The sequence below is a fragment of the Hydrogenophaga sp. PAMC20947 genome (assembly GCF_004795855.1).
In the GTDB taxonomy this organism is placed as follows: Bacteria; Pseudomonadota; Gammaproteobacteria; order Burkholderiales; family Burkholderiaceae_C; genus Hydrogenophaga.
In genome coordinates this window covers 2,436,243-2,452,638 of the sequence record NZ_CP039252.1, presented here as the reverse complement: position 1 = coordinate 2,452,638, position 16,396 = coordinate 2,436,243, and the positions used below count along the sequence as shown (strand labels likewise).

At 62.4% G+C, this 16,396-nt stretch carries 13 protein-coding genes; 1 reads left to right on the top strand and 12 read right to left on the bottom strand.

Annotated elements, in window-relative coordinates; translation table 11 throughout:
* Positions 1–229 precede the first annotated feature (229 nt).
* From E5678_RS11000 to merT, 6 genes are all read right to left on the bottom strand, one after another.
* Positions 230–1,915 carry an acetolactate synthase large subunit gene (locus E5678_RS11000; RefSeq protein ID WP_136178568.1) on the bottom strand — a complete coding sequence of 562 codons (1,686 nt, stop codon included), beginning with the start codon at positions 1,913–1,915 and terminating at the stop codon, positions 230–232.
* The gene (locus E5678_RS10995) at positions 1,912–3,600 is read right to left on the bottom strand and encodes an FMN-binding glutamate synthase family protein (protein ID WP_136178567.1); all 1,689 of its coding nucleotides are present in this window, start codon (positions 3,598–3,600) and stop codon (positions 1,912–1,914) included. Before E5678_RS10995 ends, E5678_RS11000 begins: the two co-directional genes overlap by 4 nt.
* Positions 3,601–4,516: 916 nt before the next feature.
* Entirely contained in the window at positions 4,517–6,205 is a 1,689-nt protein-coding gene (merA, locus tag E5678_RS10990; protein ID WP_136178566.1) for a mercury(II) reductase, read from the bottom strand.
* A complete protein-coding gene (gene merF, locus E5678_RS10985; protein WP_136178565.1) occupies positions 6,202–6,459 on the bottom strand; it encodes a mercury resistance system transport protein MerF in 258 nt (85 codons plus the stop codon). The genes merA and merF overlap by 4 nt, the downstream gene beginning before the upstream one ends.
* A complete protein-coding gene (gene merP / locus E5678_RS10980) occupies positions 6,456–6,740 on the bottom strand; it encodes a mercury resistance system periplasmic binding protein MerP (protein ID WP_136178564.1) in 285 nt (94 codons plus the stop codon). Before merP ends, merF begins: the two co-directional genes overlap by 4 nt.
* A gap of 12 nt (positions 6,741–6,752) precedes the next feature.
* Positions 6,753–7,103: a mercuric ion transporter MerT gene (merT, locus tag E5678_RS10975; RefSeq protein WP_136178563.1), complete on the bottom strand. Its 351-nt coding sequence runs from the start codon at positions 7,101–7,103 to the stop codon at positions 6,753–6,755.
* Positions 7,104–7,277: 174 nt separating this feature from the next.
* Here merT and merR point away from each other — a divergent pair, with 174 nt between their 5' ends.
* A complete protein-coding gene (gene merR, locus E5678_RS10970) occupies positions 7,278–7,682 on the top strand; it encodes an Hg(II)-responsive transcriptional regulator (protein ID WP_136178562.1) in 405 nt (134 codons plus the stop codon).
* 471 nt (positions 7,683–8,153) lie between these two features.
* Here merR and E5678_RS10965 read toward each other — a convergent pair whose 3' ends face one another.
* Genes E5678_RS10965 through E5678_RS10940 form a run of 6 tightly spaced genes read right to left on the bottom strand, consistent with a single transcriptional unit; the run spans position 8,154 to position 16,359 of the window.
* The gene (locus tag E5678_RS10965; RefSeq protein WP_136178561.1) at positions 8,154–9,839 is read right to left on the bottom strand and encodes a long-chain fatty acid--CoA ligase; all 1,686 of its coding nucleotides are present in this window, start codon (positions 9,837–9,839) and stop codon (positions 8,154–8,156) included.
* Positions 9,840–9,899: 60 nt separating this feature from the next.
* Positions 9,900–11,123, bottom strand: coding sequence for an acyl-CoA dehydrogenase family protein (locus E5678_RS10960; RefSeq protein ID WP_136178560.1), 1,224 nt, complete (start codon positions 11,121–11,123; stop codon positions 9,900–9,902).
* A gap of 28 nt (positions 11,124–11,151) precedes the next feature.
* A complete protein-coding gene (locus E5678_RS10955; RefSeq protein WP_136178559.1) occupies positions 11,152–12,261 on the bottom strand; it encodes a phosphotransferase in 1,110 nt (369 codons plus the stop codon).
* The gene (locus E5678_RS10950; protein ID WP_136178558.1) at positions 12,258–13,031 is read right to left on the bottom strand and encodes an SDR family oxidoreductase; all 774 of its coding nucleotides are present in this window, start codon (positions 13,029–13,031) and stop codon (positions 12,258–12,260) included. Before E5678_RS10950 ends, E5678_RS10955 begins: the two co-directional genes overlap by 4 nt.
* 40 nt (positions 13,032–13,071) lie before the next feature.
* A complete protein-coding gene (locus tag E5678_RS10945) occupies positions 13,072–14,250 on the bottom strand; it encodes an acetyl-CoA C-acyltransferase (RefSeq protein ID WP_136178557.1) in 1,179 nt (392 codons plus the stop codon).
* Between the two features lie 21 nt (positions 14,251–14,271).
* Positions 14,272–16,359 (bottom strand): 3-hydroxyacyl-CoA dehydrogenase NAD-binding domain-containing protein, encoded by a 2,088-nt coding sequence (locus tag E5678_RS10940; protein WP_136178556.1) that lies wholly within the window; start codon positions 16,357–16,359, stop codon positions 14,272–14,274.
* Positions 16,360–16,396: the final 37 nt, after the last annotated feature.

The window sequence follows — 16,396 nt, the reverse complement described above, 5'->3', positions numbered from 1 at the left end:
GAACGGCAGCCGGTCAGTGGCATTTTTGCGAGCGAACCGGCCCGTCATCCGACAAAAGTGGGCCGAAGGTTGTCGGGTGGAGCGGACGGCCAGGGCTCGCGAAACTGATGTCTGCTCTGCTGCACATCCGGTCGCAAGGCGCTCACGACAGCTGGACGGGAGTTCGGCTGCAGCTAACCCACGCTCTCGGCCTGACCGTCGAGATGCATCCGCCTGCACGGCCGGCCACCTAGATCAGCGCACTCTGTTCCGGAATCTCTCGATTGAGTATGCGGTCGTTTTCGCTGTAGTCCACTGGCACCTCGACGAGATGCACGCCGGGCGTGTTGAAGCACGCCTCCAACTGAGCGGGGAGGGCGTCGACTGAGCGCACGCGATGGCCATGGGCGCCATAGCTGTTGGCATATTGGACAAAGTCCGGGTTGCCGTAATCGAGCCCGAAGTCATCAAAACCCATGGCGGCCTGCTTCCACTTGATCATCCCGTACGCATCGTCCTTGAGGACCAGGACCACCAAGTCGAGTTTCAAGCGCACAGCGGTCTCCATCTCCTGGGAATTCATCATGAAGCCGCCGTCTCCGCAAATCGCCATCACACGCCGTTGCGGATAAACGATTTTGGCCGCTATCGCCGACGGAAGCCCCGCCCCCATGCTGGCCAGAGCGTTGTCCAGCAGCACCGTGTTCGGCATATGCGCGAGGTAGTTACGGGCGAACCAGATCTTGTAGACACCATTGTCCAACGCGATGATTCCGTCGTCTGGCATGAGTCTGCGGACATCCGCTACAAGGCGTTGCGGATAGATCGGAAAACGTGGGTCGTCGGCACCTTCGAGCAGATTCGTGTCGAGATGCTTCTTGACCTCCATGAACCGCGAGAAATCCCAATGCTCCTGGCGGCTTGTCGCGTTCGCCAAACGACGAACGCTATCGGACACGTCACCGATCACCCCCTGCTGAGGGAAGTAAACCGGATCGATCTCCGCGGTAACGTAGTTCACATGGATCACCTTCGCGCACGCGGCGCAGGGCGTTCCGTCATCGCCATTGCCCGAGTCGGCGGCCTTCGATTCCATGACGAAGGGGGGCTTCTCGACCACGTCGTGACCGACGTTGATGATCAGATCCGCGGCTTCGATCGCTCGATGCACGAAGTCACGGCTGGACAGCGCCGCATTGCCCAGGAAGAGCGGGTGGCGCTCATCAACCACGCCCTTACCCATCTGGGTGCTGAAGAACGGAATTCCGGTGCCTTCAATGAATTCCAGTAGCGGTGCAGAGGCGTGTTTGCGGTTGGCGCCTGCGCCAATCAGGATCAGCGGATGGCGGGCCGATTCGATCATCTCGACCGCTGCGGCGATCGAGCGCTCGGTCGCAAGGGGGAAATCGAAACGACTCCTGCGGATCACTGTCGCATCCGTCTCTTCATCGGCGATGTCCTCGGGCAACTCGAGGTGAACCGCGCCCGGCCGTTCGGCCTCGGCGTGACGCATCGCTTCTCGGATTCGCGCAGGGACGTTGTGAGCGCTGCTGATCTGGTGGGTGTATTTCGTCAGCGGACGCATCATGTTGACCACATCAATGATCTGGAACTGCGCTTGTTTGCTGGTCTTGATCGGTTTCTGTCCGGTGATCATGAGCATGGGCATGGCGCCGAGTTGGGCGTAAGCCGCCGCGGTGACCAGGTTGGTGGCCCCCGGACCCAGGGTGGACATGCACACCCCGGCCTTTCCGGTCAGGCGACCGTAGGTTGCGGCCATGAAGCCTGCGCCCTGCTCATGGCGCGTCAGGATGAGCCTTATCGAGGAGTGCTTGAGCGAGTCGAGCAAATCAAGATTCTCTTCCCCCGGTATTCCGAAGATGTACTCGACACCTTCGGCCTCGAGCACCTTGACAAACAAGTCGGACGCCTTCATTTCGCAACCTCTTCAACTTCCACCGGGTTGCCGCTTGTATTTGCGTCGTCTGTGCTCTTCACCGCCCGGCAATCACTGCCAATGCGCGTCAGGTAAGCAGACGGCGCGAAGGATTCGGCGCAGGATTCATCCATGATCAGCTTGAACGCATCTGGAATATCGTCGCCAATCAGGCTCTCCTCCGCCAAGTAAGGAAAGATCTGGTCATATCGCTTGATCTCATGTTGATTGATGCGGCGATAGATATGGGTCCGATTCAGGGCCGATGTGTGCGAGAGGCCTGCCGAGCTAATGAGGTCCAGTGTGGCGTGCACGGTCTTGGCGTGATACTGAGCCACACGTTGCGCCTTATCCGGTACCACGAGTCCCTTCACCAGCCTGGGGTCTTGCGTGGCAACGCCGGAAGGACAGCGGTTGCTGTTGCAGGTAAGCGAATGGACGCAACCAAGGGCCAGCATCATCGCCCGCGCACTGTTGCACATGTCGGCGCCCAGCGCCATGTTTTTGACCAGATGAAAGCCGGTCATGATCTTGCCGGAGGCGATGATCTTGATATGTTTCTTGATACCGAAGCCTTGCAGGCAATCGGCGACGAACGCGACCGCCTCGCGCAAAGGCATGCCAACCGAATTGGTATATTCGAGAGGTGCCGCTCCAGTGCCGCCCTCACCGCCGTCAACGGTAATAAAGTCAGGGTAGATTTTCGTCTTGACCATCACTTTGCAGATGGCCACGAATTCGCTCTCGCGACCCACCGACAGTTTGATGCCAACGGGTTTCCCGCCCGATAATTCACGCAATCGCGCGATGAATTGCACCAACCCGAGCGGGCTGTTGAAGACCCTGTGGGCCGCGGGAGAATCGACTTGGGTATGGGCTATTACGCCGCGGATTTCGGCTATCTCAGGGGTGTTCTTCCCCGCCGGCAAGATACCGCCATGGCCCGGCTTCGCACCCTGAGACAGCTTGATCTCGATCATCTTGACCGAAGGGAGTACGGCCCTTCCTGCGAACTGTTCGTCCGAGAAATTGCCGTCGGCATCACGACAGCCGAAGTAGCCTGTTCCGATCTGCCAGATCAGATCCCCGCCGTGCTCCAGGTGGTAAGGACTGAGCCCGCCCTCTCCCGTGTTGTGGGCAAAGCCTCCGGCCTTGGCGCCGCTGTTCAGTGCCAGTATCGCGTTCTTGCTCAGTGCACCGAAACTCATCGCCGATACATTGAGGATGCTTGCCGAGTATGGTTTTTTGCAGTCCGGGCCACCGACCGTGACGCGCAAGTCCTGGGAGACATCGGCCGCATCAAGTGCAGACAGCGAGTGCCCGATCCATTCGTATCCGGTACGGTAAGTATCGACCCGGGTTCCGAAGGGTACGGTCTCCAGCGCCCCCTTGGCGCGCTGGTAGACGATGCTTCTGAACATCCGGCTGATCGGGCTGCCGTCGGTATCGGACTCGACGAAATATTGGCGAACGTAGGGACGAAGGTCTTCGAGTACCCATCGACCACGACCGAAGAAAGGGAAATTTCGCCGGATCGAGTGCTGCTCCTGCAGCATGTCGTAGATGCCGATGCCCGCGAAAGGGACGACAATCATCATGAGCCAGACGATCGGCGGCCAGAACAGGTAGATGACGACAATCGAAACCAGTGTCGTGGCCAACACCTTGGTGAAGTTGGAGTGCATGTTGAATCCTCGCTGTCAGGGGAGCAGTTCAAAAATCTGAGTGCGCCCCTTGCCTGGCTTCGAATTGCCGGCTCTCCGCGAAGAATCCGTCGGAAAAGTAACGACGACGAGATACTCTGCAAGAACGATGGCAAGCCAATCCGAATCTCAAAGAAGCGCACTTAACGTATGGCTCGACTGCATTTGAAACTAGCGACAGCGCTCGCCTGCGTCTTGAAAATTCGGGCCGTGGCATACAACTCCTTAGTCGGGTGCGCAGGGCATTCCTTACAACTTGCCGGGGCTTGGTGAAAGAACGTCAGGTTGGCCTTGCACCTTTTGGGATGATTGAATTCTTGAAACAAGGCTTGGATGAAACACTGATCGAGCGCAGCCGACCTGCGACATTGCGAGCGTGGACGAAGACGCTCGCCTCGTTCCGTGGCACATGAATGCGAATTCGCACTTCGTAACACCGCGGCGATGAATGTGGCAGCGGATGACCATCGACAGGCACGGCGAACGGGTGAGCCAGCTGAAGCAAAACCTGCCGTTCAGCCGTCGTGATCGCTGAGTGGCTGGTTTACACAGCAGTTCCGACTCCAGTTTCGTGGGCGCTGGCCGGCCGCTCTGGTCGACGGATCCCGGAGCATAATTGACGCGCGGACGATTGCTTTTCCGTGAAATCGACCGGCTGAACCTGGCCGGTATCTCCATCTCGCGGTCAGTGCCGACAGCGGCAATCCGATCCGGCCGGAGTTGAGCGGCCGGTCTCTGAGGCTGCGAGATCACCCTGTCGGCTATCAGCAGTCGGTCGAACGCCAAATTTGAAGGTCTTAAAGCTGCTCGAAAGCTGTCGCTGGCGCAGCGAGGTCCGATGGAACGCATGCCAAGGACGACAGTAAGTGCTACTCGCAGCCGACCCTGAGCCTGAAACTTACCCGGCGCAGCAAGACAACTGCGAAACGTCTTTGGTGAAGGTTTGTGCAGCAAGCTTCAAACCTTCGACCATGGTGAGATAGGGAAACAGCTGGTCAGCCAGATCGTGCACCGTCATACCGGCTCGTATGGCCACGGCGGCAGTCTGGATCAGTTCACCTGCCTCTGGCGCCACCGCCTGAACGCCCAGCAGGCGACCACTACCAGCTTCAGCCACCATTTTTATGAAGCCGCGCGTATCAAAGTTGGCCAAAGCGCGAGGCACATGATCCAGTGCCAAAGTCCGGGTTTCAACCGCGATACCAGCCTGGCGTGCCTGCGCCTCGGAGAGGCCAACCGTGGCCACCTGTGGGTCGGTGAAGACGACAGCCGGCATGGCGGACAGGTTCAGTTGCGCATCACCCCCGAGCATGTTGGTGGCGGCTCGGGTGCCGGCCGCGGCTGCCACGTAGACGAACTGGGGTTGGTCCGTGCAGTCTCCCGCCGCATAGATGTTCAAGGTACTTGTCCTCATGCCCGGGTCGACCAGGATCTGGCCAGCGCCATTCACTTTCACACCAGCAGCATCAAGCCCGACATCACTTGTATTCGGCATGCGACCAGTGGCGACCAACAACGCGTCCGCGCGCCACTGCTGGCCTTTGCCGTTCAGCATGAACTCCCCATCGATATGAGTGGCCATACCGGCTTGCGTGTGTTCCAGCACCTCAATGCCTTCAGCGCGAAACGCGCCCGTCAGTGCTTCTCCAACTGCTGGATCTTCAGCCGATAGCAACCCGTGGCGAGCCAGGATCGTCACCTGGCTGCCCAGGCGGGCGAAGGCCTGAGCCAGTTCGACGGCCACAACCGATGCACCAACGACGAGGAGTCGCGCGGGAATGCGCTCGCACTCGAGAGCCTCTGTTGAAGTCCAGTAGGGCGTTCCGGCCAGCCCTTCGATCGGCGGGATGGAAGCATTTGCGCCAGTGGCGATCAGGCAGCGGTCAAAGGCTAAAGTGCGCTCGCCTCCATCCACAAGATCCACCGCAAGATGACTGGCATCCATGAATCGGGCGCGTCCGCGCAGCACTTGAATGGCCGGCGTGTCGCGAAGAATGCTCTCGTACTTGGCCTCACGCAACGCAGTTACCCGTGCCTGTTGCTGGGCCAGCAAACGACCGCGGTCGATCACCGGTGGTGCGGTCGAGATGCCTTCGTCGAAAGGGCTGCGCCGACGCAAGTGGGCCACATGGGCTGCCCGGATGAATATCTTTGACGGCACACAGCCGACATTCACGCAGGTACCGCCCAGTACGCCGCGCTCAATCAAGGTCACTCTCGCGCCTTCAGCGGCCGCTTTCAGCGCAGCCGCCATCGCCGCACCGCCGCTACCGATGATGGCCACACTAAGGCCTTCTCCACCCGGTCCGATGGGGGGTCGTGGTCCCTCATTTCGGCGCGCGGGAGCTTCGCCATTGCCGTGAAGGCTCGATGGCCTCGCTTCAAGTTCGGCGCCATAGCCAGCGCGCGCGACGGCCGCGATCAGTTCGGCGGGATCAATCGGCGCGCTGCTTTGCAGCTGCGCCTGGCCTTGGTCGTATGAAACTTTCGCCGAACCGACGCCAGCCACGCCGGTCAGTGCCTTCTCAACATGAGCGGCACATGACATGCAGGTCATGCCCGTGATGTGAAACGTGTGTGCGTTCATGGGTTGGAATCCTTGGTCCGCGCACCTTGCCGCGCATCGACAGCACAAGCATCATCTTTGCGGCATCTGCGCCATGCCCAATAGGTCAGACCCATGCTGACGACCAGCGCAGGAATCAGGACGAAATCCAACCAACCCGCCAAGGCTGAAAGGCCCACCGCGGTGATGGCGATGAAAAGAATCGGTGTCACGCAGCACAGTGCGAGAAGCACCGAAGACACCACACCGGTGCGGAACCACTGTTGGCTGGTCATGGTTGTTTGGCCAGCGTAGAGGGGTAGCCGGCATTGGTGGTTGCCTGGGTCAGCGCGGTAACGTCCGTCTTGGCGTCGTCAAAGGTCACCGTCGCCTGGCGTTTGTCAAAGTTGACCTCGGCCTTGCTGACGCCTTGCAGATTTGTCAGCGCCTTCTTCACAGTGATCGGGCATACCGGGCAGTCCATGGTTGGAACGGACAGCGTCACCGTCTGCACAGCGGCCCATACTGGTGCGGTGACCAGGAAAATCGAAGCCAGAGCCAGAGAAAACTTGTTCATGATGGTTGCCTTTCAGTAAAACCAGGGTGCGATGTAGGGGAACGCGAATCCGACGAGCACCAATGTGCCGATTGCCCAGAACACCAGCTTGTAGGCCACCCGGACCCGCGGTATGGCGCACACCTCACCCGGCTTGCAATTCGCAGCAGGGCGAAAAATCCGTCGGCCTGCGAGGAACAAAGCGACCAGCGCGAGACCAATGAAAATGGGTCGATAAGGCTCCAACGCCGTGAGGTTGGCAATCCATGCGCCACCAATACCCATCGAGAGTAGAACGAGAGGGCCTAGGCAGCAGGCGGATGCCAGGATAGCGGCGACGCCTCCTGCGGCCAGCGCCCCTCGGCTGTCTTGAGCCTTTTCCATGGGTGGATCCTTTTGAAATTGAAGGTTCGATGCAGCCAGAATACTTCCGTACATGGGTACAGAGTCAAGCGGTATGTTTAATGACCATGCCACCTTCGCAACTGGGGAAGACAAGTGGGCTGGATCATCGATGCTGTAAGCTTATTTACGGACGTAAGTACGGAGTCAAGCAGCATGAACTACAAACCTGAGGGCTTCACCATTGGGGCGCTGGCGGCGGCAGCCGATGTGGGTGTCGAGACGATTCGCTTCTATCAACGCAGGGGCCTTTTGAACGAGCCCGACCGACCGCCCGGCGGCGTTCGGCGCTACGGCGAGCACGACGTGGCCCGGGTTCGATTCATCAAGGCAGCCCAGCAGCTTGGATTCAGTCTGGACGAGGTAAGCGGCTTGCTGCTGCTTGACGACGGTACCCATTGCGATGACGCGCGCGTCCTGGCTGAATACAAACTCGCCATGGTGAAAGACAAGCTCGCAGGGCTTCGTCAGATTGAGCGGGCATTGAGCGACATGATCAGCCAGTGCAAATCAAGCAGGGGCAATGTTTGCTGCCCGATGATCATGGCGCTGCAATCGTGATGTTGGCAGGCGCCGTTGCCGGCAGACTTACTCGAATCGGGCTGCTCTCCAACGCATAGAAATGATTCAGGCCGTCGCGATCACGGGCAACGACGTGTCGGGAGCACCAGTTGCCCACGGCGTGAGTAGTTGTTCCCGGGATGTGGTTTGGTCGCCTCCGCTGGAGTGACCGGTCTGGGTGGTCAAGCGGTGGATTGAGGCCTTGCTCGCCGAATGACCGGTTGCGGCGATCACGAGCTTTCAGGCGTAAATTTCGAATGACTGGACCCAGCCTTGACCTGCCGCTCAGGTTGTTGGACTCAAGGGCTGCTGCTGGCCGAACGCTGTGAAGCAATGGCGCAGTGTGGTTTCGTTGGTTGCGAGCTGGCCAACCCAGGCAGCGCAGTGTCAGTCTGTCGGTCTGACGCATCCACCCAGACCAAAGCCACTCCCTCGTTAGGTTCTCAGAACTGCCGTGCGCCGGGTTTCGATCTACTTCCGATCCTGTTCCGCCTGCCGCTCCTGCAGCTCCCGCCACATGATTTTCCCGGTGCCCGATTTGGGCAGGCTGTCTACAAACTCGACCAGGCGCGGGCTCTTGTAGGCCGCCATGTGTTCGTGCGCCCATGCTGTGATGTCTTGTGCGCTCACCAGGCCCACCTGATCGGGCTTGAGCACCACGAAGGCTTTCACGGTTTCGCCGCGTTTGGCGTCTTGTGCACCGATCACGCACACCTCGTGGATGGCGGGGTGGTGGTACATGAGGGTTTCCACCTCGGCTGGCCACACCTTGTAACCCGAGGCATTGATCATGCGTTTGAGCCTGTCCATCATGAAGAAGTAGCCTTCTTCATCGATGCGCGCCAGATCACCGGTGCGCAGGAAGCGCTTGCCGTCCAGGGTGATGAAGGCCTGGGCGTTGGCGGCTTCGTTGCGCCAGTAGCCTTGCATGACCTGCGGTGCGTGGGTCACGATCTCACCGGTTTCGCCCTGGGGCAGTTCCGCCAGGGTGGTCGGGTCGATGATGCGGGCGTCCACTTCGAACACGGGAATGCCCAGGCACTGCGGCTTGGGGCGGTGGGGCGGGTTGATGTGGGTGGCGGCCATGGTCTCGCTCATGCCATAGCCTTCCACGTAATCGAGGCCGGTGAGTGCGCGCAGCTTCTGGGCGACGGCCGCTGGCATCGCCGCGCCGCCGCCGCGAATGCCGTTGAGTGACGAAAGATTGTATTCGGCGATGCGCGGGTTGGCCAGAAAATCAACCACCATGGTGGAAATCGCCTGCCAGCTGGTCACACCGTGGCGCTGCATGAGCTCGGCGGCGGTTTCGCGGTCCCAGCGCGACATGAGCACGATGGTGGCGCCGAGGAACATCGGGCCGTTCATGCCACCGGCCATGCCGGTGACGTGGAAGAAGGGCAGCACCGAGAGCATCACCGCGTCTTGCGTGCGGGCGAACCAGTGCATGCCCCCCATGGCGGTGCATTGCACGCCGTGGTGGGTGTGCATGCAGCCCTTGGGGTGGCCGGTGGTGCCCGAGGTGTAGGGCATCACGCACAGATCGTCTGGACCGGTGGTGAGCGGGCCGGGCTGGTGAGCGGCTGACAGGGCTGCGCCCCAGGCGTGAAGGCCTTCACCCTCTATGGGCTGGCGGGGTGCGCTCACGAAGTCGGGCAGCCGCAGGTCGGTGGGTTCGCGCAGGTAGTCGCTGTAGGTGGCGACCACCACGTGTTTCAGCGCGGGGGCTTCAATGGCTGCGGGGGTCAGGTGGGGCGCGATCTGCGGCACCAGATCCTGTGCGGTGATGGCCACACTCGCGCCGCTGTCGGCCACGTAGTGCGCCAGCTCTTCGCTCATGTTCATGGGGTTGACCGGCACCACGACCGCGTTGGCCCGCAGAATTGCGTAGTAGCCCAGCACCCATTGCGGGCTGTTCTGCAGGTACAGCAACACCCGATCGCCGGCTTTCACGCCGCACACCTGCTGCAGGTAGCCGGCCAGGCGCGTGGCTTCGTCGTGAAACTCGGCGAAGCTCAATGCTGAGCCGTAGTAGATCAGGTAGGGCTTGTGGGGGTAACGCCGGGCCGAGACCTCGGCGTTGTAAAACAGGCTGGTCTCAGGCAATGTGAGGTGCCTGGGCAGGTCTCTGGGCCAGTGGGGATCGTGCAACGCAGGCATGGGTTCAAAGGCTCAGAGGTTCAGGGGTCCAGAGACTGGAAAGCGGAGGATCAGCGGACCTCAGGATTTTTCGGTGTAGCGCGCCAGCTCGTCTTTGGCAATGGCGTTGCGGTGCACTTCATCGGGGCCGTCGGCGAAGCGCAGGGTGCGGGTGGAAGCGTAGGCTTTGGCCAGGCCAAAATCATCACTCACACCGGCGCCGCCGTGCACTTGCATCGCCCAGTCGATCACCTGCAGCGCCATGGTCGGCGCGGCCACCTTGATCATGGCGATTTCCTGGCGGGCTTGCTTGTTGCCCACTTTGTCCATCTTCCAGGCCGCGTGCAACACCAGAAAGCGCGCCTGGTTGATCATGATGCGCGACTCGGCGATGCGTTCGCGGGTGACGCCCTGGTCGGCGATGCGTTTGCCAAAAGCGGTGCGCTGCGTGGCCCGTTTGCACATGTCTTCCAGCGCGCGCTCGGCGCGGCCGATGATGCGCATGCAGTGGTGAATGCGGCCTGGGCCAAGGCGGCCCTGGGCGATCTCAAAGCCACGGCCTTCGCCGAGCAAGATGTTGCTGGCAGGCACGCGCACGTTGACGAATTCCACTTCAGCGTGGCCGTGGGGTGCGTCGTCGTAACCGAACACTGGCAGGTGGCGCAACACCTTCACGCCGGGTGTGTCCATGGGCACCAAGATCATCGATTGCTGGGAATGCCTGGGCGCTTCGAGGTCGGTCTTGCCCATGAAGATCATGATCTTGCAGCGCGGATCGTTGGCACCCGAAGTCCACCATTTGCGGCCGTTGATCACGTAGTCGTCGCCGTCGCGCTGGATGCGGGCTTCAATGTTGGTGGCGTCGCTCGAGGCCACGGCGGGCTCGGTCATGGCGAAGGCGGAACGGATTTCACCGGCCAGCAGGGGCTTGAGCCACTGTTCTTTGTGTTCGTCCGTGCCGTAGCGCACGATGGTTTCCATGTTGCCTGTGTCGGGGGCCGAGCAGTTGAAAGGCTCGGAGCCGATGGGTGAGCGGCCCATGATTTCGGCCAGCGGTGCGTATTCCAGGTTGGTGAGCCCGGCGCCGAGCGGGGACTCGGGCAGGAACAGGTTCCACAGGCCCGCGTCTTTGGCTTTGTTTTTAAGCTCTTCCATCACCTGGGGTTCCTGCCACGGGTTGCCCGCCGCACGAAAAGCGTTCATCTCGTCGGCGAAGCGCGGCTCGGCGGGGTATACGTGTTCTGCCATGAAGGCCTGAACGCGGGCTTGCAGGTCTTGCACCTTGGGTGAGTGGTCAAAATCCATGGAATCTCCTGAATGGGGTTGTCTGCGATCAGCGGGTGAGCTGGAGTGTCTGGGCCAGTGCCCAGGCCTGTTCGGCCAGGGGCCGGGTGCGCTTGCCGGTTTCCACCGCCGTAGCGTTCGACGCGGTGCCCAGCTCGGCACGCTTGGCAATGCCTTGCAGGATGCCGACCAGGCGAAACATGTTGAACACCAGGTAGTAGGTCCATTCGGCGTCGGGCACGGGTGTGCTGCGGCCGGTGCGCTGCATGTAGCGCGCGCGATAGTCGGATTCAGACGGAATGCCGAGCGTGGCCAGGTCGGCGCCCCGCAGGCCGCGCGAGCGCCCGGCGGGCATATGCCAGGTCATGCAGTGGTAGGCGAAGTCCACCAGCGGATCGCCCAGGGTGGAGAGCTCCCAGTCGAGCACCGCGACGATGCGCGGCTCGGTGGGGTGAAAGATCACGTTGTCCAGGCGGTAGTCGCCGTGCACGATGCGGCTTTGCCCCTCGGCTGGCATGTGGCGGGGCAGCCAGTCCATCAGGCGGTCGGCCGCTTCGATCGGCTCGGTCTCGGCCGCTTTGTACTGGCGTGTCCAGCGGGCCACCTGGCGTTCCAGGTAGGCGCCGGGCCGGCCGTAATCGGCCAGGCCGATGGCGGCAGGGTCAACGTTGTGCAGCGCTGCCATGACGCGGTTCATCTCGTCGTAGTGGGCGCCGCGTTCGGCAGCTTCCATGCCGGGCAGGGCGGGGTCCCACAAGATGCGGCCGTCCACATGGTCCATCACGTAGAACATCGAGCCGATGACGCTGGTGTCTTCGCACAACACATGCGCTTTGGCCACGGGCACATCGGTGCCAGCCAGCGCGCTGATCACGCGAAACTCGCGGTCCACCGCATGGGCCGAGGGCAGCAGATCGCCCAGGGGCTTGCGGCGCAGCACGTAGCGATGTCCACCGGCCGTGAGCAAAAAGGTGGGGTTGGACTGCCCGCCCTTGAACTGCGCCACCGACATCGGGCCCTGGAACCCGGACAGGTGGGTGGCCAACCAGGTGGCGAGGCGGGCTTCGTCAAATGCGTTGTGGGGAGCCACCGGCTGGGTGCCGGTGAACTGGGCCTGCACATCGCTCGATGGGGTGTCGCCCGAGGCTTGGTCGCTCATACCGCCGAGCTGCCGCCGTCCACCGCGATGTACTGGCCGGTGATGTGGCGCGAGGCTTCGCTGGCCAGAAAAACGACGGAGCCCATGAGGTCTTCATCGCCGCCGATGCGCTTGAGCGGCGAGCGCGCGATCACGGCATCACCCAGGGTGTCGAGCAGGCCGGCCGACATCTTGGATGGGAAGAAGCCGGGGCAGATGGCGTTGACGTTGATGTTGTACTGGCCCCATTCGCCAGCCAGCGCGCGGCTGAGGTTGATGGCGGCGGCTTTGGACGTGTTGTAGGCCACGGTCTGCACGCCTGCGCCCATGCCCTTCAAGCCGGCAACGGACGCGATGGTGATGATCTTGCCCTTTTTGCGCGGAATCATGCAGCGCTTGCCCACCTCGCGCGCGAGGAAAAAAGGCGCGGTCACGTTGAGGTTCATCACCTTGTGCCAGGCCGCATCGGGGTAGTCTTCGGCCGGAGCGCCCCAGGTGGCGCCGGCGTTGTTGACCAGGATGTCGATCGGGCCGAGGCCTTCGATCACCGCGTCCACCAGCGGCGCGATGTTTTCTGCTTTTTGCAGGTCGTTCACCACGGTGAGCACAGTGATGCCTTTGCTTTCCAGATGCTTCTTGGCTTCGGCCAGCTCATCGGCTTTGCGGGCGCTGATGGCGACCTTGCAGCCCATCTCGCCCAGGGCTTGCGCCATTTGCAGGCCCAGTCCGCGCGAGCCGCCGGTGACCAAGGCCACTTGGCCGTCGAGTTGGAACAGTTGTTTGACGCTCATGTGTGTCTCCGAGATATTTGTGAATGTGTGGGGTGTTGGATCAGCAGACTTCGAACAGACCGGCAGCGCCCTGGCCGCCGCCGATGCACATGGTGACCACCACGTATTTCGCACCGCGCCGCTTGCCTTCGATCAGCGCATGGCCGGTCAGGCGTGCGCCGCTCACGCCGTAGGGGTGGCCCACGGCAATGGCGCCACCGTTGACGTTGAGCAGCTCGTCGGGAATACCGAGCTTGTCGCGGCTGTAGAGCACCTGGCAGGCAAAGGCTTCGTTGAGCTCCCACAGGCCGATGTCCTCCACCTTCAGGCCAGCGCGCTGCAGCAGGCGTGGCACGGCGTAGACCGGACCGATGCCCATTTCGTCGGGCTCACAACCCGCCACGGCGAAGCCGCGGAAGATGCCCAGCGGCTGGATGCCGAGCTGTTCGGCGCGTTTGCCGTTCATCACGACACAGGCCGAGGCCCCGTCGGAAAACTGACTGGCGTTGCCGGCGGTCACCACGCCGCCGGGCAGGGCGGCGCGTATCTTCGACACCGCTTCGATCGTGGTGTCAGGGCGGATGCCCTCGTCCGAATCGATCGTCACTTCTTTCCTGGAGATGCGCCCCGTGGCTTTGTCGACCACGCCCATGGTGGTGGTCATGGCGACGATCTCGTCCTTGAACTTGCCGGCGGCCTGCGCCGCGGCGGCGCGCAGCTGGCTGCGCACGCCGTATTCGTCTTGCGCCTGCTTGCTCACGTTGTAGCGCTTGGAGACCGTCTCGGCGGTCTGCAGCATGTTCCAGTAGAGCTCGGGCTTGTGCTCCACCAGCCAGGGGTCGCGGCGCATGTGGGTGTTGGCTTCGTTTTGCACGCAGCTGATGCTCTCCACGCCGCCGGCCACGATGGCTGGGCAGCCTTCGAGGATGACGCGTTGCGCCGCCATGGCGATGGTCTGCAGACCCGATGAACAGAAGCGGTTCACGCTCACGCCACCCACGGTCACGGGCAGGCCGGCGCGCAGGGCGATGGCGCGGGCGATGTTGCCACCGGTTGTGCCTTCGCCGAAGGTGCCGCCCATGATGCAGTCTTCGATCTCATTGGGGTCGATGCCCGAACGGGCGACGGCGTGCTGAACCGCATGGCCACCGAGCGTGGCGCCATAGGTCATGTTGAAAGCACCCTTCCAGCTCTTGGCGAGGCCGGTGCGGGCGGTGGAAACGATGACAGCGTCGATCATGGTGTGCTCCAGGTTTTGTTGTTATGCGAAGGTTTTGCCGTCTTCGGCCAGTTGCACCAGCAGCGGTGCGGGTTCCCACGACGCATCGGCGCCGGGTTCGGCGGCGAATCGGCGCAGGGTGCGCACCACGTTGGCCAGGCCCACTTCGTTGGCGTAGCACATGGGGCCGCCGCGGCGGGCAGGAAAGCCGTAGCCGTTCAGGTAAACCAGATCGACATCGGAAGCGCGCACGGCGATGCCTTCGGCGAGGATGCGCGCACCCTCGTTGACCAGTGCGTAGATGCAGCGCTCCACCACTTCTTCGTCGCTCACCTTGCGCGGCGTCAAGCCCTTGGCGCTGCGGTAGTCGGCGATCAGCTTGTCAATCAGTGGATCGGTTTGCGGCTCGCGCACACCGGGTTCGTAGCGGTACCAGCCGGCGCCGGATTTCTGCCCGAAGCGGTCCAGCTCGCAGATCTTGTCGGCGATGGTGGGCTCGTGGGGCACACCGGCCTCGGCCGCCTTGCGCTTGCGCGTGGCCCAGCCGATGTCCAGGCCAGCCAGATCGCCCACGCGGAAAGGGCCCATGGCGTAGCCGAAGCGTTCCATGGCCTTGTCGACCTGTTGCGGCGCGCCGCCGGCCATGACCATGGCGTTGGCCGCCGCGCCGTAGCGGGCCAGCATGCGGTTGCCGATGAAGCCGTCGCACACGCCAGAGACCACGGCCACCTTCTTGATTGTTTTGCCCAGCGCGAGGGCAGTCGCCATCACGTCGTTGGCGGTCTTCTCGCCACGCACGATTTCCAGCAGCTTCATGATGTTGGCCGGGCTGAAGAAGTGCAGGCCCACCACGTCTTGCGGACGTTTGGTGAAGCTGGCGATTTTGTTGACGTCGAGGTAGGAAGTGTTCGATGCGAGGATAGCGCCCGGCTTGCAGACCGCGTCGAGCAGGGTGAACACCTTTTCCTTCACATCCATCTGTTCGAACACGGCTTCGATCACGAGGTCGACCTCTTTGAAGGCCGCGTAGTCCAGCGTGGGGGTGATCAGCGCCATGCGCTGCTCTACCTGCTCTTGCGTGAGCTTGCCACGCTTGGCGCTGCTTTCGTATCGCTGGCGGATGGTGGCGAGGCCGCGGTCCAGCGCTGCCTGCGCGGTTTCCAGGAGCACCACGGGCGTGCCCACGTTGAGGAAGTTCATGGTGATGCCGCCGCCCATGGTGCCCGCGCCAATCACGCCCACAGTCTTGATGGGGCGCAGCGGCGTGTCGGCCGGGATGTCGGGCAGCTTGCCGGCGGCGCGCTCGGCCGCAAACACGTGGCGCGCGGCACGCGACTCCGGCGTGGCCATCAGGGCAAAAAAGGCGGCGCGTTCGCGCTTGAGACCTTCGTCAAATGGCTGGGTGACCGAGTCGGCCACACACTCCACGCACTGCAGCGGCGCAGGCAGACCCTTGGCGGCCGCCTTGACGTTGTTGCGGGCGAATTGCAGAAAGGCGTCGGCGCCGGCGGCGGGCACTTTCAGGTCGCGCAGGCGGCGCAAGGGCAACTGCTCTTTCACCGCGCGCTCGGCGAAGGCCACGGCAGCGGTGACTGCGTCGGTTTCGACCAGCGCGTCGATCAGGGCCGTGCCTTTGAAGCTGGCCGCCTTTTGCGGCGTGCCCGAAACGATCATGTTGAGCGCCACTTCCAGGCCCACTGCACGCGGCAGACGCTGCGTGCCACCGGCGCCCGGCAACAAACCCAGCTTCACTTCAGGCAGGCCCAGGGTGGCGTCTTGCTTGGCCACGCGGAAATGGCAACCCAGGGCGAGCTCCAGGCCGCCACCGAGGGCGTGTCCGGCGATCGCGGCGACCACGGGTTTGGCTGATTGCTCCAGCGCTCGGATCACGTCCGGCAGGTTGGGCGAAGTGGACGATTTGGGTGTGCCGAATTCCTTGACGTCGGCGCCGCCCGAGAAGATCTTTTCGCCGCCGGTGAGCACGATGGCGGTCACGGCCCGATCGGCCAGGGCGCGGTCCAGGCCAGCCAGGATGCCGCTGCGCAGCGCGAGGCCCAGCCCGTTAACGGGTGGGTTGTTCAGGGTCAATACGGCCACGGGGCCGTGCAGGTTGTAGTCCACCGGGTTCATGGTGTGTCTCCGTTCATATTGAAGGGCTGAATCAAGG